This is a genomic window from Agromyces humatus, assembly GCF_021228295.1.
Classification (GTDB): domain Bacteria; phylum Actinomycetota; class Actinomycetes; order Actinomycetales; family Microbacteriaceae; genus Agromyces; species Agromyces humatus.
The window spans coordinates 23086-49286 of record NZ_JAJQPD010000001.1 but is presented as its reverse complement, the minus strand read 5'-3'; the positions used below and the strand labels follow the sequence as shown (position 1 = coordinate 49286).

Below are 26201 nucleotides of genomic sequence, written 5' to 3'. Positions count from 1 at the left end.
GATCATGAGCACCATTCACGAGGTCGCGACAGTCGCGACGACGGAGTCGTCGAACGCACCGCGCACGTACGAGGTCCGCACCTTCGGGTGCCAGATGAACGTCCACGACTCCGAGCGGCTGAGCGGTTCGCTCGAGGCGGCCGGGTACATTCCCGCCGACGGCACCGAGCCAGACGTCGTCGTCATCAACACGTGCGCGGTGCGCGAGAACGCCGACAACAAGCTCTACGGCAACCTCGGCCACCTCGCGAGCGTCAAGCGCCGCCATGCGGGCATGCAGATCGCGGTCGGCGGCTGCCTCGCCCAGAAAGACAAGAACGTCATTCTCGAGAAGGCGCCCTGGGTCGACGTCGTGTTCGGCACGCACAACATGGGGTCGCTGCCGAGCCTGCTCGAGCGTGCGCGACACAACGACGAGGCGCAACTCGAGATCCTCGACGCCCTCGAGGTCTTCCCGTCGACCTTGCCGACCAAGCGCGACTCCACCTACAGCGGATGGGTGTCGATCTCGGTCGGCTGCAACAACACGTGCACCTTCTGCATCGTGCCGGCGCTGCGCGGCAAAGAGAAAGATCGGCGGCCGGGCGAGATCCTGGCCGAGATCCAGGCGCTCGTCGACGACGGCGCCGTCGAGGTCACCCTGCTCGGGCAGAACGTGAACTCCTACGGCGTCGAGTTCGGCGACCGGCAGGCGTTCGGCAAGCTGCTGCGCGCCGCCGGCCATATCGAGGGCCTCGAGCGAATCCGGTTCACGAGCCCGCACCCGGCGGCGTTCACCGACGACGTCATCGACGCGATGGCCGAGACGCCGAACGTCATGCCGCAGTTGCACATGCCGCTGCAGTCGGGCTCCGACCGCGTCCTCAAGGCGATGCGCCGGTCGTACCGCTCCGAGAAGTTCCTCGGCATCCTCGACCGCGTGCGTGCGAAGATCCCGAACGCCGCGATCTCGACCGACATCATCGTGGGCTTCCCGGGCGAGACCGAAGAGGACTTCCAAGATACGCTCCGCGTCGTCGAGGCCGCGCGGTTCGCTTCGGCGTTCACGTTCCAGTACTCGATCCGCCCGGGAACTCCGGCGGCGACCATGGACGACCAGGTGCCGAAGGCGGTCGTGCAAGAGCGGTACGAGCGACTCACCGCGCTGCAGGAACGCATCTCCTGGGAGGAGAACGAGAAACTCGTCGGCCGCGCCGTCGAGGTGCTCGTGTCTTCGGGCGAGGGCAAGAAGGACGCCGAGACCCACCGGCTCAGTGGTCGCGCCGAAGACAGCCGTCTCGTGCACTTCGAGGTGCCCGCCGGGTCCGAGCTGCCTCGGCCGGGTGACGTCGTCTCGGTGACGATCTCGCGGGCCGCACCGTTCCATCTCCTGGCCGACTCGCTCGGCGACGCCCCGCTGGCCATCCGTCGCACGCGCGCGGGCGACGCGTGGGATCGTGCCGAGGCCGAGAGCTGTGCGGTACCGGTCGCAGGCGGGTCATCCGACGCCGGCCGTGTCTCGCTCGGTCTGCCGACGCTGCGCGCTCGCTCGGCGGAACCGCTCGTCGCGCCGGGCGTCGGCACCATGCCGATCTACGACCCCACCGACGCGCAGCGCTGACGTGTCGCTCATCGCGATCGTCGGCGCGACGGGCACCGGCAAGTCCGATTTCGCGCTCGACCTCGCGACGGCACTCGAACGAGCCGGCCGAACTGCAGAGGTCGTGAACGCCGACGCCATGCAGCTCTACCGCGGCATGGACATAGGCACGGCGAAGCTCTCGCTCGCCGAGCGCCGCGGCGTGCCGCACTACCTGCTCGACGTGCTCGACGTCACCGAAGACGCCTCGGTGGCCACCTACCAGTCGGCGGCCCGTGACGTGATCGACGACATCGTCGCACGGGGCGCGGTCGCCCTCCTCGTCGGCGGTTCCGGCCTGTACGTGTCGAGCGTGATCCACGACTTCAGGTTCCCGGGCACCGACCCCGAGGTGCGGGCGAGGCTCGAATCCGAGCTGGCCGAACACGGTCCCGGGCTCCTGCATGCGAGACTGCGCCGCATCGATGCCGTGACCGCGGCGAGCGTCGACGCGCAGAACGGCCGTCGCATCGTTCGCGCGCTCGAAGTCATCGAACTGACCGGCGAACCCAAGGCGGCGCGGTTGCCCGATGATCCGGTGCCGTGGCGGGAGCACCGCATCGTGCACCTGCACAGCGAGCGCGCGCACCTCGTCGAGCGCCTCGACGCACGCGTGCTCGAGATGTGGCGGCGGGGGCTCGTCGACGAAGTGCGCAGCCTGCTGCCGCGCGGCATCGAGCGCGGAGTGACCGCCCGAAAGGCGATCGGCTACGCGCAGGCGCTCGGGGAACTGCACGGGCGGATGTCCCGGGCCGACGCGATCGCCGAGACGCAGCAACTCACCCGCACCTATGCACGGCGCCAGGTCGGCTGGTTCAAGCGCTACCGCGATGCGGTCGCGATCGACGCCGACGACGCGGCGGCCCGCGCCGCCGAACTCGCCCGCCTGGCGACCCTAGACTGAGGTGATGTCGTTCGATCTTCGATTCACCAAGGGCCAGGGCACCGGTAACGATTTCGTGCTCTTCAGCGATCCCGAGGGTGAATCCGAGCTGACGCCCACCCAGATCGCCGCCATCTGCGACCGTCACTTCGGTGTCGGCGCCGACGGCGTCATCCGTGCGGTGCGGTCGGCGAATCTCGACGCGGGCGCCGCGGCGCTCGCCGAGAACCCGCATGCCGGGTGGTTCATGGACTACTACAACTCCGACGGCTCGGTCTCCGAGATGTGCGGAAACGGCATCCGCGTCTTCACGAAGTACCTGCTCGACCAGGGCCTCGCCGACCTCCACCCAGGCGACGAGATCGCCATCGGCACGCGCGCCAGCGTGCGCACGGTGAGCCGCACCTCGAACGGGTTCCAGGCCGACCTCGGTCTGTGGCGGCTCGATGGCGGCGAGCCGCTCGTACGGGCGAAGCAGCTTCCCGTCGCTCGGCCGGGCCTCGGCATCGACGTCGGGAATCCGCACATCGTCGTCGCCCTCGCCGATGATGAAGAGCTCGAGAGTCTCGACCTCGGCTTCCAGCCGATCCTCGACCCCGAACCCGTCCATGGAGCCAACATCGAGTTCGTGGTTCCGGCCGAGCCGCTCGTCGACGACGGCGTCGGGCGAATCCGCATGCGCGTGCACGAGCGCGGATCGGGAGAGACGCTCTCGTGCGGCACCGGAGCCGTCGCGTCGGCGCTCGCCGTGCGGCACTGGGCGGGCGCGGGTGCGCCCAACGACTGGCGCGTGCAGGTTCCGGGGGGCGTGCTCGGCGTCCGCATGTTCCAGGCCGACGATGGCGAGCACGTGGCGCTGTCGGGTCCGGCCGAACTGGTGTTCGACGGAGTGCTGACGCTGGCCTGAGCGGCGCTCAGCGTCGCGCTTCGAGCACCCTGAAGCCCTTCGAGGTCTCGGCGCGCTCGACGTCGAAGCCGAGCTCATCGGCGATCCAGCGCTGCAGCGAGTCGGCGCCGAGTTGCTTGGCGACGACGAGCCATGCGCTCGCATCGTCGTCGAGCCGGGGGAGCCAGTCTTCGAGCAGTGCATGCAGCCCGGCCTTGCCGATGCGGATCGGGGGGTTCGACCAGATCGCGGCGAACCGCACGTCGGGCGGCACATCATCGGGCAGCGTGGCCCTGACATTCGTGAGTCCGAGCCGGGCGACGTTGCGCCGCATGAGGTCGAGCGCGCGTTCGTTGACGTCGACCGCCCACACCGTGGCTTCGGGTGCCTGCAACGCGAGGCTGATCGCGATCGGACCCCATCCGCAGCCGAGGTCGAGCAGGTCTCCGGTTGCGGGCGGCGCCGGCACTCGTTCGAGCAGCACGCGGGTGCCCGTGTCGAGATGCTCGGGGCTGAACACACCACCGGCGGTCGTGACGGTCAGATTGCGGCCCGCGAGCGTGACGGTGATGGTGCGGAGCGCCGCCTCACCGGCGGGCCGCGCGGTGAAGTAGTGGTCCGAGGGCATACAGGGGAACCTATCGCACGCGAACCGAAGGAGTGGTCCGAGGCCATGCAGTGCTCATCAGGGGAACCTATCGCACGCGAACCGAAGGAGTGGTCCGAGGCCATGCAGTGCTCATCAGGGGAACCTATCGCACGCGAACCGAAGTAGGGTTGACAGGATGAACGATGCCGAACAGTCCGCCGCAGACGACGCCGTCGAGCGGGTGCTGCGCGGCTCAGAGACCAAGGCGGGCGTCACGCGCTTCGGGGCGGGCCCAGCCGACGCGCTCATGACCGACGGCTCCCACGACACCTCAGGCGAGAACGACGGCGAGCAGTTCGATCGCGAAGAGCGGGCGGCGCTTCGCCGTGTCGGCGGCCTCTCGACCGAACTCGAAGACGTCACCGAGGTCGAGTACCGGCAGTTGCGGCTCGAGAACGTCGTGCTCATCGGCGTGTACTCGCAGGGTTCGCTCGACGACGCCGAGAATTCCATGCGCGAACTCTCGGCCCTTGCTGAGACGGCCGGGGCGCGGGTGCTCGACGGCGTGCTGCAGCGTCGACCGCATCCCGACCCGAGCACCTACCTCGGCCGCGGCAAGGTCGAAGAGCTGCGCCACATCGTGGCGTCGCTCGGCGCCGACACGGTCGTCGCCGACACCGAACTCGCTCCGAGCCAGCGGCGCGCGCTCGAAGACGCCGTCAAGGTCAAGGTCATCGACCGTACCGCGGTCATCCTCGACATCTTCAGCCAGCACGCGAAGAGCCGTGAGGGCAAGGCGCAGGTCGAGTTGGCGCAACTCGAGTACCTGCTCCCGCGCTTGCGCGGCTGGGGTGAATCGATGTCGCGTCAGGCCGGCGGCCAGGTCGGCGGCGCAGGGGCCGGCATGGGCTCGCGCGGCCCCGGTGAGACGAAGATCGAGCTCGATCGTCGCCGCATCCACTCGCGCATGGCGAGGCTGCGCAAGCAGATCGCCGGCATGAAGCCGGCTCGCGAGGCCAAGCGCGCCAATCGCAAGCGCAACGCCGTACCGTCGGTCGCGATCGCGGGCTACACGAACGCCGGCAAGTCGAGCCTGCTGAACCGCATCACCGGTGCCGGCGTGCTCGTCGAGAACGCCCTGTTCGCGACCCTCGACGCGACCGTGCGCCGCAACACGACGGCCGACGGCCGCGTGTACACGATCGCCGACACCGTCGGCTTCGTGCGCAACCTGCCGCACCAGCTCGTCGAGGCGTTCCGCTCGACCCTCGAAGAAGTCGGCGAATCCGACCTGATCGTGCACGTCGTCGACGCCGCCCACCCCGATCCCGCAGGCCAGATCGCCACGGTGCGCGACGTCATCGGCGAGGTCGGAGCCCGCGACATCCCCGAGTTGATCGTCTTCAACAAGGCCGACCTCGTGACACCCGAAGAGCGGCTCGTGCTGCGCGGGCTCGAACCGAACGCGATCTTCGCGTCGGCACGCACCGGAGAGGGCATCCCCGAGGTACTCGAGGCGATCTCGCGCATGCTGCCCGACCCCGCGATCGAGATCGACCTGCTCGTTCCGTATGACCGCGGCGAGATCGTGTCGACCCTGCACGAGGCGGGCCGCGTGCTGTCGATCGACTACCTCGAAGACGGCACCCGCATCCGTGCGCTCGCCTCGCCCGAACTGGCCGCCCAGTTCGCGCGGTTCGCGGCGGCCGTCGGGGCCTGACGGCGCCGCCCGTCAACGGCGGCGCCATTTGAACGACGGCGCGATCTGAACGACGGCGCGAACGACAACGACGCGCGGATGTCCCTCCGCGCGTCGCGTTCCATCGGGCGATCGTCACCTTCCGTCATATGTGTTCCGGCGTTCGGGCCTCGGGCGTATCGTCGCTCCTGATCGTCGGTGTGCGGCCGGATGCCGCCCACCTGGAGCGACCGCCGAGCCCGGCACCCGCCCGCGACACCCGCCCGCCGTCCCGGCAGGGGGACGCGGCCCGCCGCGCCTCCGCCGACCGGCTCGCCACGCAGGAGACGACATATGGCTGGCATCGGTTCAGACGCGTCGGACGCGGACTGTCGGCCGCGCCCTCCGATCTCGTTCGAGCTCTTCCCGCCGCGCACCGACGCGGCCGCGCTCGCCCTCGGCCGCACGATCGACCGGCTCGCCGAGGCCGACCCCGCCTTCATCTCGGTGACGTTCGGCGCGGGCGGCTCGTCGCGCGGCCGCTCGCTCACGGTGCTGCGCTACATGCTCGAGAACACCGATGTCGAGCCGATGGCGCACCTCACGTGCGTCGGCTCGTCGCATGCCGAGGCGAATCGCCTCGTGCGGGAGTTCCTCGACGCGGGCATCACGAGCTTCCTCGCCCTTCGCGGCGACCCACCCGAGGGTGCCGACCCCGACGCCGGCATCGGCGACCTCGGCAGCGCGGCCGAGCTGGTGCAGCTCATCCACCGTGTGCAGGAGGAACGCGAGCCGTTCGCCCAGGAGGGCGTGCCGGGCGTGCCCGGCGCGTCGCGCATCGGCGAGCGGCGACGGCCCGAGCGGGTCGCGGTCGCGGCGTTCCCCACGGGACATCCGCGTTCCCTCGGCCTGACCCAGGACATCGACGCACTGCTCGCGAAGGAGGTCGCCGGCGCGAACCTGGCGATCACCCAGCTGTTCTGGCATGCCGACGACTACCTCGGATTCGTGGAGCGCGCCCGCGCGGGCGGCGTGACGATCCCGATCGTGCCCGGCATCATGCCGGTGACCACGCCGGCACGACTCGCACGGCTGACCGAACTCACGGGCGTCGAGCCGCCCGCAGACCTCGCGATCGACCTCGAGATCGAGCCCGACGCCGAGTCGTGCGCCCAGCTCGGCATCGCCTACGCCGCCCGACTCGCCCAACAGGTGCTCGGCGGCGGCGCCCCCGGCCTGCACCTGTACACCTTCAACCGGCATGACGCCGTGCTCGACGTGCTCGGCCGTCTCGACCTTCACACCACCCCGCAACTCGTCCATGAGAGGAACACGACACCACGATGACCACACACGCATTCCCGAAGGGGACCATCCTCGGCTACCCGCGCATCGGCCGCCGCCGCGAGCTCAAGCGCGCGGTCGAGGCGTTCTGGGCGGGCTCGATCGACGCCGCCGAACTCGAGGCACGCGCCGCCGAACTGCGCGCCGCGACTCGCGAGCGACTCGCCGAGCTGGGCCTCGAACGTACCGGATCGGCGATCCCCGAGTCGTTCTCGTACTACGACCAGGTGCTCGACACCGCGGTCGCCGTGGGCGCCGTGCCGCCGCGGTTCACGCGGTTCCTGGCGGCCGATGGCGAGGTCGACCTCGCCGCGTACTTCACCATCGCGCGGGGCGTCGGCGACGACGCGCCGCTCGAGATGACGAAGTGGTTCGACTCGAACTACCACTACCTCGTACCCGAGATCGGCCCGGATACCGTGTTCGAGCTGCACCCCGAACGCATCCTCTCCGAGTTCGCAGAGGCGAAGGCGCAGGGGTTCCTCACGCGGCCCGTGATCGTCGGGCCCGTGACCTTCCTCCTGCTCGCGAAGGCGGCCGAAGGTGCGCCGGCCGGATTCCGCCCCCTCGATCGCATCGCCGACCTCGTGCCCGTGTACGCACGACTGCTCGACCGGCTCGCCGCGGCGGGTGCAGAGTGGGCACAGCTCGACGAGCCCGCGCTCGTGAGCGAGAGCTTCGACGAGTCCCGCGACCGTGTGCTCGAGGCCGCGGCGGTCGCCTACGACGCGCTCGGGGCATCCGATGCGCGACCCTCGATCTTCGTGGCCGCACCCTATGGCTCGCTCGACGGTGCGCTGCCGGTGCTGGCCGCGACCCCGGTCGAGGCGATCGGGCTCGACCTCGTGCGCGGCACGTTTCCGGCGCACCTCGACCCGGCGACCGAGGAGTCGCTCGCGGCGAAGACCCTCGTCGCGGGCGTCGTCGACGGCCACAACATCTGGCGCGGCGACCTCGGAGCGGCGTTCGCACGTGCCGAGGCCGTGCAGCACCTGTCGAACGCGGTCGCGGTGTCGACCTCGACCTCGTTGCTGCACGTGCCCCACGACGTCGCCGACGAGGCCGCGCTCGAGCCACGACTGGTCTCGTGGCTCGCGTTCGCCGACCAGAAGGTCGCGCAGGTCGCCACGCTCGCCCGCGGACTCATCGACGGCCGTGAGGCGATCGAGACCGACCTCGCCGGGGCATCCGCCGCACTCGCCGACCGCGCCGGTGCGGCCGGCGTGCGCGTTCCTGCAGTGCGCCAGCGGCTCGCGGCGCTCGCCGCCGGCGACTTCACCCGCGCCTCGTACGATGATCGCGTGGCCGCGCAGGCGAGCCTCGACCTGCCCGAACTCCCGACCACGACGATCGGCTCGTTCCCGCAGACCGGCGACATCCGGCGGGCGCGGGCGCGGCTCGTGAAGGGCGAACTCGACGAGGGTGGCTACCGGCAGCTCATGCGTGACGAGATCGAACGGGTCGTGCGACTGCAGGAGGAACTCGGGCTCGACGTCCTCGTGCACGGCGAGCCCGAGCGCAACGACATGGTGCAGTACTTCGCCGAGTTGCTCGACGGGTTCGCGGTGACGCAGCACGGCTGGGTGCAGTCCTACGGATCGCGCTGTACGCGCCCGTCGATCCTCTGGGGCGACGTGTCGCGCGCGGCGCCCATGACGGTCGAGTGGTCGACGTACGCGCAGTCGCTCACCGAGAAGCCGGTGAAGGGCATGCTCACCGGTCCGGTGACGATCCTCGCGTGGTCGTTCGTGCGTGACGACCAGCCGCTCGGCGACACGGCGCGACAGGTCGCGCTCGCGCTTCGCGACGAGATCGGCGACCTCGAGCATGCCGGCATCCGGGTCATCCAGGTCGACGAGCCGGCGTTGCGCGAGCTGCTGCCCCTCAAGCGTGCCGACCAGCCCGCCTACCTCGACTGGTCGGTCGGCTCGTTCCGGCTGGCCACGGGTGGCGCCGCGCCGGCCACCCAGGTGCACACCCACCTCTGCTACTCGGAGTTCGGCGTGGTCATCGACGCCATCAAGAACCTCGACGCCGATGTCACCTCGATCGAGGCGGCCCGAAGCCGCATGGAGGTCGTGGACGATCTCGGCGCGAGCGGCTTCGATCACGGCATCGGCCCGGGCGTCTACGACATCCACTCACCGCGCGTGCCGAGCGCCGTCGAGGTGCAGGCGCTCCTCGAGCGTGCGGTCGCCGAGATCCCGGCGTCGCGACTGTGGGTGAACCCCGACTGCGGACTCAAGACCCGCGGCTACGACGAGACCGTCGCGTCGCTCGAGCACATCATTCAGGCGACCCGCGCGGTGCGAGCCGAGCTCACGGAGTCCGTGCTCGTCGACTAGCCAAGGATTCGGACGATCCGGTCGGATGTCGCGTACCCCGCGGCATCCGACCGGATCGGTTTCGGGGATGGAACGAACACCATCGCGGCGTTGTCGGGCGGTGCGCGCGGACGTAACATACGGCATGCGCACGTTCGGGTTAGCGGCGCTGGTGGTCGTCGCGCTGTCGCTGACCGGGTGCACGGCAGGGGAGCAGCATGCGCCGGTCCCCGGTGCGACCGTCGACGGGCCCGACCCAGGGCGGGCCGGGAATCGCGCCGCCCACACGGCGACGTCGCTCGCCGACGGCCGGATCCTGGTCGCGGGCGGATGCGTCGTCGACGGCTGCGGCACCGCGAGCGCCGACACGATGATCGTCCACGCCGACGGACGGACCGTGGCCTCGGTCGTACCCATGAGCGTGCCACGCACCAACCACACGGCGAGCCTGCTGCCCGACGGCCGCGTGGTCGTCGTGGGCGGGTTCCTCGGCGAGGGCGAGGGGGTCACCGGATCGATCGACGTCCTCGACCCCGTCGGGGCGACGACGGCTCCGGCAGCGACGGTCGCGCCGCGCGGCGGCCACACGGCGGCCGTCCTGCCCGACGGCCGCGTGCTCATCGTCGGCGGCGACACCGGGCCGGGAGGCTTCACCGCGGGCGCGGAGGTCTTCGACCCCGAGACCGGTGCGGTCTCGGCGGCGCGCCCCTTGCCGTGGGCCGCCGACGCCCTCGAGGCGACCTCGCTCGCCGACGGTCGCGTGCTCGTCACGGGCGGCCGGGTCGATCGCGGGACCGGCACCACCGCGGCCGCCGTCTACGAACCTGATCGCGACGAATGGGTCGTGGTGGGACCGCTTGCAGTTCCGCGGTTCAAGCACTTCCAAGTGACGCTCGCAGACGGGAGGGTGCTCGTCGGCGGCGGCACCGCAGACGATCGCGTGCTCCATGCCTCGACCGAGGTCTTCGATCCCGCCGGCGGCGGCTTCTCACCCGGCCCCGACCTCACGCAGCCTCGGTACAAGCTCTCGGGCGGCGCGCTCGCGCTCACCGACGGTCGGGTGCTCGTCGGTGCGGGCGGCGACACGGTCGAGCTCATCGACTTCGGGGCGGGCACCTCGACGGTGGTTGCGGAACTCGGTACGACGGCCTCGTTCGCGACGGTGAACCTGATCGAGGATCGGTCGGTGCTCCTGCTCGGCGGCTACGACGATCGGATCTCGTTGACGGGCCTCATGCGAGTGGTGCCGATCCCGGATCGCCATTGAGTCGGCGGCTCGCAGGGCTAATCCAGTTCGGTCGGGGGCGATGCTCAGCGGGGACGGCTACGTTTCACGTCATGCGCCTCGCAGTTCACGAATCCGGCAGCGGCTCCAGGACCGCCGTCCTCATCCACGGCATCATGTCCGATTCGCGGGCGTGGCACCGGGTGACCGCCGAGCTCGAGGCGAAGGGTTTCCGCGTGCTCGCGGTCGATCTGAGCGGTCACGGCCGCAGCCCGCGAGCGTTGCGGTACTCACCCGCCGCGTGGGCCGACGACGTCGTCGAGACGGTCGCGCCGATGCTCGACGTCGCGCCCGACGTGGTCATGGGTCATTCACTCGGCGGGCTCGTCGCAAGTCTCGTGGCCGATCGACTCGCTCCGCGCGCGGCGATCTACATCGATCCGGCGTTCGCGTTCCCGAAGGGGGTCAAGGGCTGGGCCTTCAAGGCGTTCTTCGCGATCGCGCCGCGACCGAAGCGGTCCGCGCTCGTGCGAATGAACCCGAAGTGGAGCGCGTACGACGTCGACATCGAACTGGCGACGCTTCGCGATTGGGACAAGCGCACGATCCTCGGCTTCAGCGACACACGGCCGCTCGTTCCGCCGGCACGGCTCGTCGCGCCGAGCCTCGTGCTGCTCGCCGAGAAGAGCCTGCTCATCACCGACCGCGTCGCCGCGCAGATGCGTCGGCAGGGCATGACGGTGGCGACCGTGCCCGGCACCGGTCACACGGTCTTCCGCGATGACCACGCCGGATTCATGCACGCGGTGCTCGAGTGGCTGCGTGGAGTGGCTCCCGCCGCCGTCCGCGCCGAGGTCTGAGCTGACGGGTCGCGATCAGACGGCGCGCAGCACCGCGACGACCTTGCCGAGCACCTCTGCGTGATCGCCGACGATGGGCTCGAACGCGGTGTTGCGGGGGAGCAGCCAGGTGTGGCCGTCACGCTGGCGGAACACCTTGACCGTCGCCTCACCGTCGAGCATCGCGGCCACGATCTCACCGTTCTCGGCGGTGCGCTGCGAGCGCACCACGACCCAGTCGCCGTCGCAGATCGCGGCATCGATCATCGAGTCGCCCACGACCTTGAGGATGAACAACTCGCCCTTGCCGACGAGTTGACGGGGGAGCGGGAAGACCTCGTCGATCTGCTGCTCGGCGGTGATCGGCACGCCGGCCGCGATGCGGCCCACGAGCGGGACCATGGCCGCGTCGCCGACCGGAACCGGGTCGCCGGCGGCCGGGGTGCGCTCGTCGAGACCCGGTAGCTCGATCAGCACCTCGAGCGCGCGCGGCCGGTTGGGGTCGCGCCGCAGGTACCCGGCGAGCTCGAGCTGATTGAGCTGGTGCGTGACGCTCGACAGTGAGGAGAGCCCGACGGCGTCGCCGATCTCGCGCATGCTCGGCGGATAGCCGCGGCTCGCGACCGACCGCTGCACGACCTCGAGGATGGCGATCTGCTTCGCACTCAAGCTCTTGCGGCGTCGTGCCCGGCCCGTCTCGCGCACGTCGTTGTGGGTGCTCACGGTCTCGCCCCTTCGTCGAGGTCGCCTTCGCGACCCAATGTCAGTGGTGTCTGGTCGACTGTCTTCCGGACATTCGAAACTGTATCCGCACCGGGTGGCCGAGGCAAACATTCGTTCGAGTGTGTCGCCGAATCCACCCGCAGATTCATCATCGCTCGGTGCTTGCGGCTTCGATTGTTCGAAGATATATTCGGAACAGAGATTCGCATCCGGCCCTCCCGGCCGAGGGTCGGGTGCGACTCCATCAGGAGGTGTGACATGAGCGCAGTGATCGTGAATCCCGGCTACAGCCCTCAGGCGAGCCTGCGAACACCCGAAGCCGACGCAGGCAGCCCGGTTCGTGCCGTTCGTCTTCGATTGACTCGCCGTGGCAGGGTCGTATTCACAACGCTCGCTGCGATCCCGCTCGCCGTCTGGGTGCTCGTCGCCGTGCTCTCCGCGGGTGGAGCGGCGGCCGACGCCGAGGGCGCTGCAGTCGGCGCCGGACTCGCGTACGTCACCGTCGACGCGGGCGCCTCGCTCTGGGAGATCGCGACGGCGGTCGACCCGTCGGCCGACCCGCGCGTCGTGATCGACGAGATCGTCCGCCTCAACGGCCTCGACGACGCGGTGATCGAGCCCGGGCAGCGGCTGGCGGTCCCGAACGCCGGCTGAGATGCTGCCGAACGGCGGCCCGAGTCGGCGTCGGTAGCATGGATCGGTGACGAGTCTCGACGACCTCCCCATCCGCGACGACCTCCGGGGGCGTACGCCCTACGGTGCTCCGCAAGAGCACGTCCCGGTCGCTCTCAACGTCAACGAGAACACGCATCCGATCCCCGAAGACGTGGCGCATGACATCGTCGCCCGCATCGCCGCGGCCATCCTGCGACTCAACCGCTACCCCGATCGCGAGTTCAGCGACCTTCGGGCAGCTCTGGCGGCGTACCTCGGCCACGGGCTCGCTCCCGAGCAGATCTGGGCAGCAAACGGCTCCAACGAGGTGCTGCAGCACATCATGCAGGCCTTCGGCGGCCCCGGTCGGTCGGCGCTCGGCTTCGCGCCGACGTACTCGATGTACAGCCTCCTCGCAGCGGGTACCGGCACCGAGTGGATCGCGGCACCCCGCGATGCCGACTTCGAACTCAGCCTCGAGACCGCTGTGGCAGCCGTGCGCGAGCACGATCCCGACATCGTGCTGCTCTGCGCGCCGAACAACCCCACGGGCACGCCGCTCTCGCTCGACACGATCCGGGCGGTCGCCGATGTCGCACGGGGTGTCGTGGTGGTCGATGAGGCCTACTTCGAGTTCGCCGATCCGGGCACGCCGAGCGCGCTGACCCTGCTCGGGGGGCGTCCGCGCCTACTCATCTCGCGCACGATGAGCAAGGCATTCGCGTTCGCGGGTGCGCGGGTCGGCTACCTGGCGGGCGATCCTGCGGCGATCGACGCGTTGCGCCTCGTGCGCCTGCCGTATCACCTCTCCGCGCTGACGCAGGCTGCAGCGCTCGGGGCGCTCGCGCACTCCGACGAGATGCTCGCGATGGTCGACGAGATCCGCGCCCAGCGTGAACGCATCACGCGCACGCTCGCCGAACTCGGGTTCGCACCGGCACGCAGCGGCTCGAACTTCGTGCTCTTCGGCGGTGTCGACGACCCGCACGGAGTCTTCGAGGCACTGCTCGCACGGGGCATCCTGATTCGCGACATCGGCATTCCCGGTCACCTTCGCGTGACCGCCGGAACCGAGGCCGAGACGACCGCGTTCCTCGAGGCGATCGCCGTCTTCGCGCCGGCCGGCCGCAATAGGATTGACGCATGAGCGCACAGACGCCCCCGCGCACGGCTCGCGTGCAGCGCGAGACGAGCGAGTCGAGCATCGACCTCTCGATCGACCTCGACGGCTCGGGAACGAGCGACGTCGAGACCGGCGTTCCCTTCTACGACCACATGCTCACGGCCTTCGCGAAGCACTCGCTCACCGATCTCACCGTGCGGGCGAGCGGCGACGTCGACATCGACGTGCACCACACCGTCGAAGACACCGCCATCGTGCTCGGCCAGGCGATCAGGCAGGCGCTCGGTGACAAACGCGGCATCTCGCGATACGGCGACGCGCTCGTGCCGCTCGATGAGGCGATCGCCCAGGCCGTCGTCGACATCTCAGGTCGGCCGTTCCTCGTGCACTCGGGCGAGCCCGCCGGGTTCGAGTACCACCTGATCGGCGGTCACTTCACGGGGTCGATGGTGCGCCACGTCTTCGAGGCGATCACCTTCAACGCGGGGCTCACGGTGCATGTCACCGTGCTCGGCGGCCGCGACCCGCACCACATCGCCGAGGCCGAGTTCAAGGCGTTCGCGCGCGCGTTCCGCCAGGCGAAGGCGTTCGACCCGCTCGTCTCGGGCATCCCCTCCACGAAGGGCGCCCTGTGAGCCGCACACCGCGCGTCGCGCTGCTCGACTACGGTTCGGGCAACGTGCACTCCGCCGCCAAGGCGCTCGAGGCGGCCGGGGCCGAGGTCGAGGTCACGGCCGACCGCCGCGTTGCCCTCGAGGCCGCCGGCCTGGTCGTGCCGGGCGTCGGCGCCTTCAAGGCCGTCATCGACCAGTTGCACGCGGTGCGGGGCGACGAGATCATCGACCGGCGCCTCGCCGGCGGGCGCCCGGTGCTCGGCATCTGCGTCGGCATGCAGGTCATGTTCGAGCACGGCGTCGAGCGCGGGGTCGACACCGAGGGCCTCGGCGAGTGGCCGGGCGTCGTCACCGAACTGCCGGCCCAGGTACTGCCCCACATGGGTTGGAACACCGTCACTCCCGACGAGGGCTCGGTACTGTTCGACGGCATCGAAGACGAGCGGTTCTACTTCGTGCACAGCTTCGCCGCCCAGCAGTGGCTCCTCGACGTGATGCCGCCGTTCCCCGCGCCGAAGCTCACGTGGGCCGAGCACGGCGGCCCCTTTCTCGCGGCCGTCGAGAACGGACCGCTGTCGGCCACGCAGTTCCACCCCGAGAAGTCCGCGGCGGCAGGCATCCGCCTGCTCGCGAACTGGATCGGCACGCTCCACTGAGTGCGCCGATGCCAGCGCAGGTCACGCCTGCGCATCGACGTTGGTGAAGGCGTAAGATCCTGTGACTGTGCCCACGTCGATTCCGACGAAGATTCCTGAGGACAGTGATGAGTGAGTTCAACAAGACCCCCGGCCTGGTGCTCCTTCCGGCCGTCGACGTCGCCGGTGGCAAGGCCGTCCGCATGACCCAGGGTGAGGCGGGCACTGAGACGAACTACGGCGACCCGGTCGACGCCGCGATGGACTGGGCCGACCAGGGCGCCGAGTGGATCCACCTCGTCGACCTCGACGCCGCGTTCGGTCGCGGCTCCAACGCCGCGATCCTGAAGAAGACGATCCGTCAGGTGCGAGGCGTGAACGTCGAACTCTCGGGCGGCATCCGAGACGACGAGTCCCTCGAGCACGCGCTCGAGATCGGCGCCAAGCGCATCAACCTCGGCACCGCAGCGCTCGAGAACCCCGAGTGGGCGGCCTCGGTGATCGCCCAGTACGGCGAAGCGATCGCCGTCGGGCTCGACGTGCGCGGCACGACGCTCGCGGCACGTGGGTGGACGAAGGATGGCGGCGACCTCTGGCAGGTCATGGAACGGCTCGAAGAGGCCGGAACCGCACGGTACGTCGTCACCGACGTGACGAAAGACGGCACGCTGCAGGGCCCGAACCTCGACCTGCTGCGACAGGTCATGGACCGCACGCATCGGCCCGTGGTGGCCTCCGGCGGCGTCTCGAGCCTCGACGACCTGGTGGCCCTTCGCGAGCTCGTGCCGCTCGGGCTCGAGGGCGCGATCGTGGGCAAGGCACTCTATGCGGGCGCGTTCACGCTCGCCGAGGCACTGGATGTCGCGTCGCGCTGACGAACCGAACGAGCCATCGACCGATGGCCCGACCGCGGTCGACCCGAAGCAGGCGGACTCCGCAGGCGTGCCCTGGGCCGGTCGCTCGTTCGAGCCGAACCCGCACGCGGCCGACGACGGCCTCGCGCCGCCGAAGCTCGCCGCGGCGATCACCGGGTTCCGCGAGGGAACGGCCGGCCAGGCCGACGTCGTCGCCGCGTTCGCCGAATCGCGACTGCTGATCCCGCTGCTCGCGCAACTCGGTGACGGCGGCGCCGAGGTCGGCGCGCACGGACTCGCCGTCGACAAGAGCCAGGAGCTGTCGATCGTGACGGTCGCGGGACCCGACGGGCGCAGGGTGCTGCCCGTCTTCGCGTCCGTCGAGGCGATGTCGAGGTGGAACCCGGTCGCCAGGCCGGTCCCGGCCGACGGGGTGCGTGTCGCCCTGGCTGCGGCCGACGACGGCACCGAGCTCGTGGTGCTCGATCCGGGGTCGGCCACCGAGTTCGTGTTGCGTCGCCCCGCGGTCTGGGCGGTCGCGCAGTCGCAGGATTGGGCTCCGCCGTTCGAGTCCGAGGCAGTGCGCGACGCGTTCGAGGCGTCGATACGATCGGAGCTCGCGGTGCTCGCGGTCACCCTGCTGCCCGGTGACCCGGGAGCGCGCCTGTCGGGTCCAGAGCTCGTCGTGCGGCTCGAGCTCGTGCAGGGCCTCACCCGCGACGAGCTCGACGCGACGACGGCACGCCTCGCCCGGCGGTGGGCGGCCGACGAGGTGATCGCCACGTCGGTCGACTCGCTCGCGGTACGACTCGTCGGCGGGACATCCATGGATGGGACGCCGCCCTGATCAGCGACCACGACATCGCCCGGTGGCGCATGACGAGCCAGCATGCCGTCGGACCGCTTCTCGGCGACGCCGAATCAGTGGTCGATTCCCTGCTGGCCGTCCAGGCCGAGAACCCGGCGCAGTCGGCGTGGGCGGTGGTGTCGCGCACGAGCACACCCGATCTCAGCGAGTTGGCCGCCCTGCTCGACTCGGGGCAGCTGATTCGCACCCATGTGCTTCGGCCGACGTGGCACTACGTGCGCGCCGACGACGCCGCGTGGCTGCTCGAGCTGACCGCGCCCCGTGTACGCCGTGTGACCGAACCGCCGTTGCGAGAGGTCTACGGCATGGACGCGTCAGCGCTCGACTCGGCCACGGCCCTCGTGCTCGGCGCGGTGTCGGGCGGGCGACGCCCCACCCGGCCCGAGCTCGCCGACGAGCTGGCGCAGCGCGGCTTCGAGCCGAGCGGTCAGCAGCTGATGATCCTGCTCGCACGGCTCGAGCTCGATCTGCTCATCTGCAGTGGAGGGCCGCGCGACGGCGAACACACCTATGCCCGCTTCGACGAACGCATCCCGAACCCGCGCCGACTCGACCGCGCCGACGCGCTGGGCGAGCTCGCACGACGTTACTTCACCGGTCACGGCCCCGCGACCGAGCGCGACCTCGCGTATTGGGCGACGCTCACGCTCGGAGACGTGCGCCGCGGGCTCGAGGCGGCGCGCGATCATCTCGACTCGTTCGAGCACGACGGGCGCACGTTCTGGCACGCACCGGGTGATCCGCCCGACGCGCCGGGCGAACCCGGGGCGCACCTGCTGCAGATCCTCGACGAGCTCTACCGCGGATACCAGGACAGCCGCATGGTGCTCGACGTCGCGGGACTGTTGCGGCGCGGCCGCGAGGCCACGGCCGGAATGGCCCTCGTCGATGCCCAGATCGTCGCGACGATGCGCCGGCGGCTCACCTCCGATCGGGTGATCTTCTCGCTCGGGCCGTACCGCGCGCTTCGCCGTCGAGAGCTCGACGAGTTGCGGCGGGCGGCCGCCCGGTACGGCGACGTGCTCGGGCTCGAAGGCGTGCTCGAGGTCGCCTGATCCCACGGTGCGAGGCGTTGCGCGGCGCGGTGTCGGGCGCGACTCGTGGAAGGGACATCCGTCACCGTGTTCGAGGCGTTGACCGCCTCGATCGTCTGCCGCAGAATCGTCAGTGCGCTGCAGATGCGCGGAATCCAGGTGCGTCATGGCCGACCGATCCGATGACCAGCAGGGCTGGGGAGCCCGCTACGACGCGGTGCTCGACGCCGCGAACGTGCACGCCAGGGCGTGGTTGTCGGGGGTGGGCGAGCGTTCGATCCCGCCGGGCATCGTGCCCGATGAGGTGGCCGATCGGCTCGGCCGCGCCCTCTCCGACGACGGCGAGCCGCCGGTCGAGGTCATCGAGCACCTCGTGACGGCGGCCGAACCGGGTCTCATCGCCAGCGGCTCTCCGCGGTTCTTCGGCTGGGTGATCGGCGGCACGCAGCCGGTCGCGCTCGCCGCCGACTGGCTCGTCTCCGCCTGGGACCAGAATTCGGGCCTGAGCACGATCTCGCCCACCGCGGCCGCCGTCGAGGCCGTTGCGGGGGAGTGGCTCGTCGATCTGCTCGGCCTGCCCGCCGGCAGCGAGGTCGGGTTCACGACCGGGGCGACGATGGCGCAGTTCACGAGCATGGCCGCGGCACGCGACGAGGTGCTGCGACGCGTCGGCTGGGATGTCGAGACGGCGGGGATGTCGGGCGCGCCGCGCATCCGGTTCATCGTCGGCGAGGAGCGGCACGCCACCGTCGACCTCGCGGGGCGCTACCTCGGACTCGGCTCGCCGATCGTCGTCCCCTCCGACGCGCAGGGGCGCATCCGCGTCGACGAGCTGAGCGCGACGCTCGCGGCCGGCGACGGGCCGGCGATCGTGCTGCTGCAGGCCGGCAACATCCACTCCGGCGCCTTCGACGACTTCACCGCCGCGATCGCCGTCGCCCACCAAGCGGGGGCGTGGGTGCACGTCGACGGGGCGTTCGGCCTGTGGGCGGCGGCCTCGCCCGCACTGCGGCACCTGACGGCAGGAATGGCCGACGCCGACTCGTGGTCGACCGACGCGCACAAGACCCTCAGCGTGCCCTACGACTGCGGCATCGCGATCGTGCGCGACGGGACGGCGATGCATCGGGCGCTCAGCATGCAGGCGAGCTACCTGCAGACGGCGGAAGCGGGCGCCGATCCGCACGAGAAGGTCCCCGAGCTCTCGCGGCGCTCCCGCGGCATCCCGACCTGGGCGGTGCTGCGCTCGCTCGGGCGCAATGGCGTCGCCCGATTGGTCGATGGGCTCGCCGAAGCCGCGCGAGGCATTGCCGACGGCGTCGGCGCGCTGCCGGGCGTCGAGGTGCTGAACGAGGTCGTCTTCACGCAGGTGTGCATCGCGCTGTCCGACGACACGCAGACCGAGGCGCTCAGCGCGCGCCTCTGGAGCGATGGCGAGGTGCTCGCGATGACGTCACGCTGGCACGATCGCGCGGTGGTGCGGTTCTCGGTCAGCAACTGGGGTACGGATGCCGCGCAGGTGCGCCGCACGATCGATGCGGTGGCTCGCGCCCGGGCGTCGGTGGTATCGACTTGAATGGAGCTATGACTGAGGCGCTCGATGCGTTCTCGCCGGCGACCAGGGCGTGGTTCACCGAGTCGTTCAGCGCGCCGACGGTCGTGCAGCGGGGCGCCTGGCAGGCGATCGCGCGCGGCGATCACTCCCTCGTGGTCGCTCCCACCGGCTCGGGCAAGACCCTCGCGGCGTTCCTCTGGGCGATCGATCGGCTGCACCACGCGGGCGCCGATGCGCTGACGGCCGGAACGAAGGTCGTCTACCTGTCGCCGCTCAAGGCGCTCGGCGTCGATGTCGAGCGCAACCTCCGCGCGCCGCTCGTGGGCATCGCGCGCACCGCGGCCGCTCACGGTCTCGAGGTGCCCGACGTGTCGGTCGGGGTGCGGTCGGGTGACACACCGCCCGCCGAGCGCCGTGCGCTCGTCACGCATCCCCCCGAGATCCTCATCACGACGCCCGAGTCCCTCTTCCTCATGCTCACGTCGGCGGCCCGCGAGACCCTGCGCGGCGTCGAGACGGTCATCGTCGATGAGATCCACGCGCTCGCCGGCACGAAGCGCGGCGCTCACCTCGCGCTGTCGCTCGAGCGGCTCGACGAGCTGACCGTGCGCCCGGTGCAGCGCATCGGGCTGTCGGCGACCGTTCGCCCGCACGACGAGGTCGCACGGTTCCTCTGCGGCGTGCGGCCGGTATCGATCGTGGCACCGCCGTCGGGCAAGAAGTTCGACCTCCAGGTCAGGGTGCCCGTCGACGACCTGTCCGATCTCGCCGGCGAGACCGGGTCGGGTTCGGTGTGGCCGCACGTCGAAGAGGCGATCCTCGACGAGGTGCTCGAGCACCGGTCGACCATCGTGTTCGCGAACTCCCGTCGGCTCGCCGAGCGGCTCACGGCGCGACTCAACGAACTCTGGGCCGAGCGGCAGGCCGATCCGGGCGGCGAGCCCGTCGTGGTTCCCGCGGGCGACGCCGTGGCTCCAACGGGCGATGGGGCCGACCGATCCCAACCCGTTCGGCGACCGCCGGCCGAGCTGCCCGGAGCGTCGGGCATCACGGGCGGCGCACTGCCCGTGCTCGCGCGTTCGCACCACGGATCCGTCAGCAAAGAGGAGCGCGCGCTCGTCGAGGCCGACTTGAAGTCAGGGCGGCTTCGCTGCGTCGTCGCGACGTCGAGCCTCGAGCTCGGGATCGACATGGGCGCCGTCGATCTCGTCATGCAGGTCGAGGCGCCGCCGTCGGTCGCGAACGGGCTCCAGCGCATCGGCCGGGCCGGGCACCAGGTCGGCGAGGTGTCGAAGGGCGTGATCTTCCCGAAGCACCGAGCCGATGTTCTGCACTCCGCCGTCGTCGCCGAGCGCATGCTCGGCGGCGCCATCGAGTCGCTGCGCATCCCCACGAACCCGCTCGACGTGCTGGCGCAGCAGACCATCGCCGCGGCAGCGCTCGACGAGTGGAGCGTCGAGGAGTGGTTCGAACTCGTCCGGCGGGCGGCGCCGTTCGCGACGCTGCCGCGATCGGCGTTCGATGCCACGCTCGACCTGCTCGCGGGCCGCTATCCGTCCGATCGGTTCGGCGAACTGCGTGCCCGGCTCGTGTGGGACCGCGACGCCGGCACGATCGTCGGGCGGCGCGGCGCGCAACGGCTGGCGGTGACGAGCGGCGGAACGATTCCCGATCGAGGGCTGTTCGGCGTGTTCATGGTCGGCGAGGCGGGCCCCGGCCGGCGGGTCGGCGAGCTCGACGAAGAGATGGTCTACGAGTCGCGGGTCGGCGACGTGTTCGCACTCGGGGCCACGAGTTGGCGCATCCAAGAGATCACGCACGATCGCGTGCTGGTCGCTCCGGCATTCGGCGAGCCGGGCCGGCTGCCGTTCTGGAAGGGCGACGGCATCGGCCGCCCGGCCGAACTGGGCGCCGCGATCGGCCGATTCATCGCCGAGCTCGCGGGCGCGAGCCCCGCCGACGCCCTCGCGCGAAGCCGCGCGTCCGGCCTCGACGAGAAGGCGGCCGCCAACCTCGTCGCGTTCATCGACGACCAGCGCACCGCGACCCGTGTCGTCCCCGACGCGACGAACCTCGTCGTCGAGCGCTTCCGCGACGAGCTCGGCGACTGGCGCATCGTGCTGCACTCGCCCTACGGAATGCGCGTGCACGCGCCGTGGGCGCTCGCGGCGGGTGCACGGGTGCGCGAGCGGTCGGGGGTCGACGCGAACGCCGTCGCGAGCGACGACGGCATCGTCCTGCGCATGCCCGACACCGGCGACGATCCACCGGGTGCAGAGCTCTTCGCGTTCGAGCCGGCTGAGCTTGCGCAGCTCGTCACCGAGCACGTGGGGGGCTCCGCCCTCTTCGCCGCACGATTCCGTGAGTGCGCTGCTCGCGCGTTGATCCTGCCGCGCACGTATCCGGGGAAGCGATCGCCGCTCTGGCAGCAGCGCCAGCGCGCGTCGCAACTGCTCGAGGTCGCGCGCGATTTCCCCGAGTTCCCGATCGTGCTCGAGGCGGTGCGCGAGTGCCTGCAAGACGTCTACGACCTGCCGGCGCTCACGCAGCTCGCCGAACGCATCGAGCGACGCGAGCTGCGCTTCGTCGAAGTGACGACCGAGTCGCCGAGCCCGTTCGCGTCGAGCCTGCTCTTCGGATACGTCGGCGCCTTCATGTACGAAGGAGACGCGCCGCTGGCCGAACGCAGAGCCGCCGCCCTGTCGCTCGACCCGGCGCTGCTCGCCGAGCTCCTCGGCACGGTCGAACTGCGCGAACTGCTCGATCCCGACGTGGTCGTCGAGATCGAGCGGATGCTCCAGCGCATCGATCCCGAACGCGCTGCCCGCGGCGTCGAGGGCGTCGCCGACCTCCTCAGCGACCTCGGCCCGCTCACGAGCGACGAGGTCGCCGAGCGCGTCGACCCCGAGACCGACGCCGCCGCCGCGCTCGTCGAGCTCGTGCACGCACGACGCGCTGCCGAAGTGAGATTCGCCGGCGAGCAGTGGTACACCGCCGTCGAAGACCTCAGCCGCCTGCGCGACGCCCTCGGCGTGCCGATCCCTCCCGGACTTCCCGACGTGTTCGGTGAGCCCGTGCGCGACCCGCTCGGCGATCTCGTCGCACGCTACGCACGCACGCATGGTCCGTTCACCGTGCACGACGTCGCCCGGCGGTTCGGCATCGGCCAGGCCGTGGCATCCGTCGCGCTCGGTCGACTCGGGGCCGAACGGCGCGTGGTCGAGGGCGAGTTCCTGCCGCACGGGTCCGGACTCGAGTGGTGCGACAACGGGGTGCTCCGTCGCATCCGGCGACGCTCGCTCGCGGCGCTGCGCGACGAGATCGAACCGGTCGAGCCGCGCGAGTTCGCGCGCTTCCTCCCGGGCTGGCAGCAGGTCGGCGGGCGGCTGAGCGGCGTCGACGGCGTCCTGGCGGTGATCGAGCAGCTCGAGGGCGCACGCATCCCGGCCTCTGCGTGGGAGGCATACGTGCTGCCGGCACGCGTTGGCGACTACCGGCCGGCGATGCTCGACGAACTCACCGCCTCGGGTGAGGCGCTGTGGTCGGGCTCGGGTTCGCTCGCCGGCGACGACGGCTGGATCAGCCTGCACCTGGCTGAGAGCGCCGAGTTGACGCTTCCGCCGCCGTCCGAGACACCGCTCGATGCCCTCGAGTCCGAGCTCATCGCGGTGCTCGGCAGCGGCGGCGGGTTCTTCTTCCGGCAGTTGGCCGACGCGGTCGGGGCCGACGACGATCGGGCGCTCGCCGACGCGCTCTGGCTTCTCGTCTGGGCCGGACTCGTGACGAACGACACCTTCGCGCCGGTACGCGGGCTGCTCACGGGTGGCGGTGCGCACCGCACGTCCGCGCCCACGCCTCGCGCTCGGCCGCGCGCCGGGTCGCTCTCGCGCCGCTCGATCGCCGCCAGTATGCAGGCCGACCGCACCGCGCGGGCCAGGGCGAACCCGCCGCGCGCCGCCGGCAGGTGGTCGGTGCTCCCGCTCGCGAGCACCTCGGCGACGCCGCGTGCGCATGTGCTCGGCGAGACCCTGCTCGAGCGATACGGCGTCGTCACGCGCGGGTCCGTCGTCGCCGAGGGTGTGGTCGGCGGGTTCGCGCTGGCCTACCGCACGCTGTCGGGCTTCGAGGATTCGGGGCGGGTGCGCCGTGGCTACTTCATCGACGGCCAGGGCGGCGCGCAGTTCGCGACGAGTGCGGCCGTCGACCGGCTGCGGGCCGCGCCGAAGGGTCAGACGCTCGCACTCGCGGCGACCGACCCGGCGAATCCGTTCGGCGCAGCGCTCGAGTGGCCGGACCCGATCGCCGACGTCGCCCACCGGCCGGCGCGCAAGTCGGGTGCGTTCGTCGCGATCGTCGACGGCGAGGCGGCGCTTTACCTCGAGCGTGGCGGGCGCACGGCGCTCGTGTTCACCGACGATGCCGAGAACCTCGCTGCGGCGGCCGCGGCACTCGCCGCGACCCTCGCCCGTGGGCGCACCGAACGCATGCGCGTCGAGTCGGTCAACGGCGAGCCGGTGTTCGGCTCCGTACTCGACCGGCCGTTGCGCGACGCCGGGTTCCGTGAGACGCCGAGGGGGCTCCGCTTCGATGCCCGAGGGTGACACCGTCTACCGCGTGGCTCGTTCGCTCGACGCGGCGCTGGCGGGGCGAGTCGTCACGCGCACCGACTTCCGCGTGCCCGCCCTGGCCACCGTCGACCTCGCCGGCGAGCGGTTCCATTCCGTCGCGAGCCGTGGCAAGCACCTGCTCATGCGAATCGGCGATCGGGTGGTGCACTCGCATCTCAAGATGGAGGGGGAGTGGCGGCTGTTCGCCGCGGGCGAGCACTGGCGGCGGCCCGAGTGGCAGGCACGCGCGATCATCGAAGTGCCGGGCTTCACCGCAGTCGGGTTCGACCTCGGCACTCTCGAGGAGTTCCCTGCGGCCGAGGAGCATGCTCGGCTCGACCACCTCGGCCCGGATCTGCTCGGCCCCGACTGGGATCCGGCCGAGGCGGCGCGCCGCCTCGAGACGGCACCCGATGTCTCGATCGCGGTCGCTCTCGGCGAGCAGCGAAACCTCGCCGGGCTCGGGAACGTCTACATCAACGAGCTGTGTTTCCTCAGGGGCATCCTGCCGGCGAGGCCGGTCGCCGAGGTCGAGCTCGAGCCGCTCGTGCGGCTCGCCGCCCGGGTCATCCGTGCCAATCGCGATCGAGCCGTGCGCACCACCACCGGCGACACGCATCGCGGCCGCCAACTCTGGGTCCATCGGCGTGGCGGCGAGCCGTGCCGCCGATGCGGCACGCTCATCGAACACGCACGGCTCGGCCGCAATGACGTCGAGCAACGCGAGACCTGGTGGTGCCCCAGCTGTCAGTCGTGAGCGCGGCGCCGAGACGGAATCAGCTGACCGGCCCGGTCCACTTCTCGCCGGGACCCTGGCCGATGGCGTCGGGGATGACCGACGCCTCACGGAACGCGAGCTGCAGCGAACGCAGTCCGTCGCGCAGCGATCGCGCGTGCATGTCGCTGATCTCGGGTGCGCCCGCGGTGATGAGACCGGCGAGGGCGTTGATGAGCTTGCGCGCCTCGTCGAGGTCGATCTGATCGTCGGGATCGTCGGCCAGCCCGACCTTGACGGCGGCGGCGCTCATGAGATGCACGGCCGCGGTGGTGATGATCTCGACCGCCGGAACCTCGGCGATGTCGCGCGTGGCGCTATCGACCGAGCCTTCGGTCGCGCCCTCGACGGTGCTCTCGATCGTGCCTTCGATGGGGGACTCGACTGGAGTATTGCGCACAGACTTCCTCTGTTAGACTACTTCGGGCTCCGGGGCTTCTCCCCGGTACGAAAGTGGAGATTCTCCCACCCGCGCATACCGCTTCATCAAGGTTACCGGGTCGATTGCACTCCGCTTCCACGCCGCCGGGCAACCGGACTGGGTGACCAGACCGAAGAACCAGACGGTGCGGAAGTAGACAGGGTGTCGTATGAGCCGCGGTGGGATTCCGCGAGCGAATGCGTGGATTTCTCCTTTCGTCGCCGGGCGGCGACCGCCTCCCGGCAGAGCGAAACAGCTGAGTAGAGGAGAACACGCATCAGCGATCCCCGTACCAACGACCGTATCCGCGTTCCCGAGGTCCGCCTCGTGGGGCCTGGCGGAGAGCAGGTCGGCGTCGTGAAGATCGAGGTGGCCCTGCGGCTCGCGCAGGAGGCCGATCTCGATCTGGTCGAGGTCGCGCCGAACTCCAAGCCGCCGGTCGCCAAGATCATGGACTACGGCAAGTACAAGTACGAGGCTGCGCAGAAGGCGAAAGAGGCCCGGCGCAACCAGGCGAACACCATCCTCAAAGAGGTGCGGTTCCGTCTCAAGATCGACAAGCACGACTACGAGACCAAGATGAAGCGCGCCGTCGGCTTCCTGAAGGCCGGCGACAAGGTCAAGGCGATGATCCTCTTCCGCGGGCGCGAGCAGTCGCGCCCCGAGATGGGTGTGCGCCTCCTGCAGCGTTTCGCCGAAGACGTGGTGGAGTTCGGCACGGTCGAGCACAACCCCACGATCGACGGCCGCAACATGGTCATGGTCATCGCGCCCCTCAAGAACAAGTCCGAGGCCAAGGCCGAGGCGAACGCACAACGTGCTGCGGCGAAGGCACGACCGGCGGCGGATGCCCCGGCTGAGCCCGACTCGCAGACGGCCGAGCCCACCGAGGGCTAGGCCAGACACCCCCGTCCGTCACCCGCGTGACGGCAGAACCAAGGAGAAACACGAG

22 protein-coding genes are annotated in these 26201 nt (G+C 70.6%); 19 read left to right on the top strand and 3 right to left on the bottom strand.

Annotation, left to right across the window (positions count from 1 at the left end):
- Positions 1–4 precede the first annotated feature (4 nt).
- From miaB to dapF, 3 genes are read left to right on the top strand one after another with little or no spacing between them, the layout of a single operon-like run.
- Positions 5–1600, top strand: coding sequence for a tRNA (N6-isopentenyl adenosine(37)-C2)-methylthiotransferase MiaB (miaB, locus tag LSF15_RS00225; protein WP_232496518.1), 1596 nt, complete (start codon positions 5–7; stop codon positions 1598–1600).
- 1 nt (position 1601) lies between these two features.
- Positions 1602–2522: a tRNA (adenosine(37)-N6)-dimethylallyltransferase MiaA gene (gene miaA / locus LSF15_RS00220; protein WP_232496517.1), complete on the top strand. Its 921-nt coding sequence runs from the start codon at positions 1602–1604 to the stop codon at positions 2520–2522.
- Between the two features lie 4 nt (positions 2523–2526).
- Positions 2527–3408: a diaminopimelate epimerase gene (gene dapF, locus LSF15_RS00215; protein ID WP_232496516.1), complete on the top strand. Its 882-nt coding sequence runs from the start codon at positions 2527–2529 to the stop codon at positions 3406–3408.
- A gap of 7 nt (positions 3409–3415) precedes the next feature.
- Here the strand turns inward: dapF and LSF15_RS00210 are convergent, their stop codons facing one another.
- Complete coding sequence (locus LSF15_RS00210; RefSeq protein WP_232496515.1) at positions 3416–4015, bottom strand: class I SAM-dependent methyltransferase; 600 nt, start codon at positions 4013–4015, stop codon at positions 3416–3418.
- A gap of 157 nt (positions 4016–4172) precedes the next feature.
- Between LSF15_RS00210 and hflX the strand changes: the two genes are divergently transcribed.
- The 5 genes from hflX to LSF15_RS00185 all read left to right on the top strand — a co-directional run bounded on the left by hflX (position 4173) and on the right by LSF15_RS00185 (position 11407).
- Positions 4173–5696: a GTPase HflX gene (hflX, locus tag LSF15_RS00205; protein WP_232496514.1), complete on the top strand. Its 1524-nt coding sequence runs from the start codon at positions 4173–4175 to the stop codon at positions 5694–5696.
- A gap of 312 nt (positions 5697–6008) precedes the next feature.
- Positions 6009–7001 carry a methylenetetrahydrofolate reductase gene (locus tag LSF15_RS00200; RefSeq protein WP_232496513.1) on the top strand — a complete coding sequence of 331 codons (993 nt, stop codon included), beginning with the start codon at positions 6009–6011 and terminating at the stop codon, positions 6999–7001.
- Positions 6998–9343, top strand: a complete 2346-nt coding sequence (gene metE / locus LSF15_RS00195; protein ID WP_232496512.1) for a 5-methyltetrahydropteroyltriglutamate--homocysteine S-methyltransferase — start codon at positions 6998–7000, stop codon at positions 9341–9343. The genes LSF15_RS00200 and metE overlap by 4 nt, the downstream gene beginning before the upstream one ends.
- Before the next feature lie 124 nt (positions 9344–9467).
- Positions 9468–10589 (top strand): Kelch repeat-containing protein, encoded by a 1122-nt coding sequence (locus LSF15_RS00190; RefSeq protein WP_232496511.1) that lies wholly within the window; start codon positions 9468–9470, stop codon positions 10587–10589.
- A 71-nt stretch (positions 10590–10660) separates the two neighbouring features.
- Positions 10661–11407, top strand: coding sequence for an alpha/beta fold hydrolase (locus LSF15_RS00185; protein WP_232496510.1), 747 nt, complete (start codon positions 10661–10663; stop codon positions 11405–11407).
- Between the two features lie 15 nt (positions 11408–11422).
- On the opposite strand, the gene lexA is transcribed toward LSF15_RS00185, so the two are convergent.
- Entirely contained in the window at positions 11423–12091 is a 669-nt protein-coding gene (gene lexA, locus LSF15_RS00180; protein WP_232496951.1) for a transcriptional repressor LexA, read from the bottom strand.
- A gap of 276 nt (positions 12092–12367) precedes the next feature.
- On the opposite strand from lexA, the gene LSF15_RS00175 reads away from it, so the two are divergent.
- The 10 genes from LSF15_RS00175 to LSF15_RS00130 all read left to right on the top strand — a co-directional run bounded on the left by LSF15_RS00175 (position 12368) and on the right by LSF15_RS00130 (position 24810).
- Positions 12368–12763 carry a LysM peptidoglycan-binding domain-containing protein gene (locus LSF15_RS00175; protein WP_232496509.1) on the top strand — a complete coding sequence of 132 codons (396 nt, stop codon included), beginning with the start codon at positions 12368–12370 and terminating at the stop codon, positions 12761–12763.
- 46 nt (positions 12764–12809) lie between these two features.
- A complete protein-coding gene (locus LSF15_RS00170; protein ID WP_232496508.1) occupies positions 12810–13910 on the top strand; it encodes a histidinol-phosphate transaminase in 1101 nt (366 codons plus the stop codon).
- Positions 13907–14521: an imidazoleglycerol-phosphate dehydratase HisB gene (gene hisB, locus LSF15_RS00165; protein ID WP_232496507.1), complete on the top strand. Its 615-nt coding sequence runs from the start codon at positions 13907–13909 to the stop codon at positions 14519–14521. Before LSF15_RS00170 ends, hisB begins: the two co-directional genes overlap by 4 nt.
- Positions 14518–15156, top strand: a complete 639-nt coding sequence (hisH, locus tag LSF15_RS00160; RefSeq protein WP_232496506.1) for an imidazole glycerol phosphate synthase subunit HisH — start codon at positions 14518–14520, stop codon at positions 15154–15156. The genes hisB and hisH overlap by 4 nt, the downstream gene beginning before the upstream one ends.
- A 107-nt stretch (positions 15157–15263) precedes the next feature.
- Complete coding sequence (priA, locus tag LSF15_RS00155) at positions 15264–16010, top strand: bifunctional 1-(5-phosphoribosyl)-5-((5-phosphoribosylamino)methylideneamino)imidazole-4-carboxamide isomerase/phosphoribosylanthranilate isomerase PriA (protein ID WP_232496505.1); 747 nt, start codon at positions 15264–15266, stop codon at positions 16008–16010.
- Positions 15994–16836, top strand: coding sequence for an SseB family protein (locus tag LSF15_RS00150; protein ID WP_232496504.1), 843 nt, complete (start codon positions 15994–15996; stop codon positions 16834–16836). The genes priA and LSF15_RS00150 overlap by 17 nt, the downstream gene beginning before the upstream one ends.
- Positions 16837–16865: 29 nt before the next feature.
- Positions 16866–17912, top strand: a complete 1047-nt coding sequence (locus LSF15_RS00145) for a winged helix DNA-binding domain-containing protein (protein WP_232496503.1) — start codon at positions 16866–16868, stop codon at positions 17910–17912.
- Between the two features lie 145 nt (positions 17913–18057).
- Positions 18058–19467, top strand: coding sequence for a pyridoxal phosphate-dependent decarboxylase family protein (locus tag LSF15_RS00140; RefSeq protein ID WP_232496502.1), 1410 nt, complete (start codon positions 18058–18060; stop codon positions 19465–19467).
- Positions 19468–19475: 8 nt separating this feature from the next.
- Entirely contained in the window at positions 19476–24047 is a 4572-nt protein-coding gene (locus tag LSF15_RS00135; RefSeq protein WP_232496501.1) for an ATP-dependent helicase, read from the top strand.
- Complete coding sequence (locus LSF15_RS00130; RefSeq protein ID WP_232496500.1) at positions 24034–24810, top strand: DNA-formamidopyrimidine glycosylase family protein; 777 nt, start codon at positions 24034–24036, stop codon at positions 24808–24810. The genes LSF15_RS00135 and LSF15_RS00130 overlap by 14 nt, the downstream gene beginning before the upstream one ends.
- 19 nt (positions 24811–24829) lie before the next feature.
- On the opposite strand, the gene LSF15_RS00125 is transcribed toward LSF15_RS00130, so the two are convergent.
- Complete coding sequence (locus LSF15_RS00125; RefSeq protein ID WP_372459885.1) at positions 24830–25201, bottom strand: DUF1844 domain-containing protein; 372 nt, start codon at positions 25199–25201, stop codon at positions 24830–24832.
- 324 nt (positions 25202–25525) lie between these two features.
- Between LSF15_RS00125 and infC the strand changes: the two genes are divergently transcribed.
- Positions 25526–26146, top strand: coding sequence for a translation initiation factor IF-3 (gene infC / locus LSF15_RS00120; protein ID WP_308188406.1), 621 nt, complete (start codon positions 25526–25528; stop codon positions 26144–26146).
- Positions 26147–26201: the final 55 nt, after the last annotated feature.

Coding starts and splice junctions, on each gene's coding strand:
- LSF15_RS00175 (WP_232496509.1), top strand. CDS start 12,368: ATGAGCGCAGTGATCGTGAATCCCGGCTACAGCCCTCAGGCGAGCCTG.
- LSF15_RS00135 (WP_232496501.1), top strand. CDS start 19,476: ATGACTGAGGCGCTCGATGCGTTCTCGCCGGCGACCAGGGCGTGGTTC.
- LSF15_RS00145 (WP_232496503.1), top strand. CDS start 16,866: ATGACGAGCCAGCATGCCGTCGGACCGCTTCTCGGCGACGCCGAATCA.
- LSF15_RS00130 (WP_232496500.1), top strand. CDS start 24,034: ATGCCCGAGGGTGACACCGTCTACCGCGTGGCTCGTTCGCTCGACGCG.
- LSF15_RS00210 (WP_232496515.1), bottom strand. CDS start 4,015: ATGCCCTCGGACCACTACTTCACCGCGCGGCCCGCCGGTGAGGCGGCG.
- miaB (WP_232496518.1), top strand. CDS start 5: ATGAGCACCATTCACGAGGTCGCGACAGTCGCGACGACGGAGTCGTCG.
- dapF (WP_232496516.1), top strand. CDS start 2,527: ATGTCGTTCGATCTTCGATTCACCAAGGGCCAGGGCACCGGTAACGAT.
- priA (WP_232496505.1), top strand. CDS start 15,264: ATGAGTGAGTTCAACAAGACCCCCGGCCTGGTGCTCCTTCCGGCCGTC.
- LSF15_RS00140 (WP_232496502.1), top strand. CDS start 18,058: ATGGCCGACCGATCCGATGACCAGCAGGGCTGGGGAGCCCGCTACGAC.
- LSF15_RS00185 (WP_232496510.1), top strand. CDS start 10,661: ATGCGCCTCGCAGTTCACGAATCCGGCAGCGGCTCCAGGACCGCCGTC.
- LSF15_RS00150 (WP_232496504.1), top strand. CDS start 15,994: ATGTCGCGTCGCGCTGACGAACCGAACGAGCCATCGACCGATGGCCCG.
- LSF15_RS00190 (WP_232496511.1), top strand. CDS start 9,468: ATGCGCACGTTCGGGTTAGCGGCGCTGGTGGTCGTCGCGCTGTCGCTG.
- hisB (WP_232496507.1), top strand. CDS start 13,907: ATGAGCGCACAGACGCCCCCGCGCACGGCTCGCGTGCAGCGCGAGACG.
- hflX (WP_232496514.1), top strand. CDS start 4,173: ATGAACGATGCCGAACAGTCCGCCGCAGACGACGCCGTCGAGCGGGTG.
- metE (WP_232496512.1), top strand. CDS start 6,998: ATGACCACACACGCATTCCCGAAGGGGACCATCCTCGGCTACCCGCGC.
- LSF15_RS00200 (WP_232496513.1), top strand. CDS start 6,009: ATGGCTGGCATCGGTTCAGACGCGTCGGACGCGGACTGTCGGCCGCGC.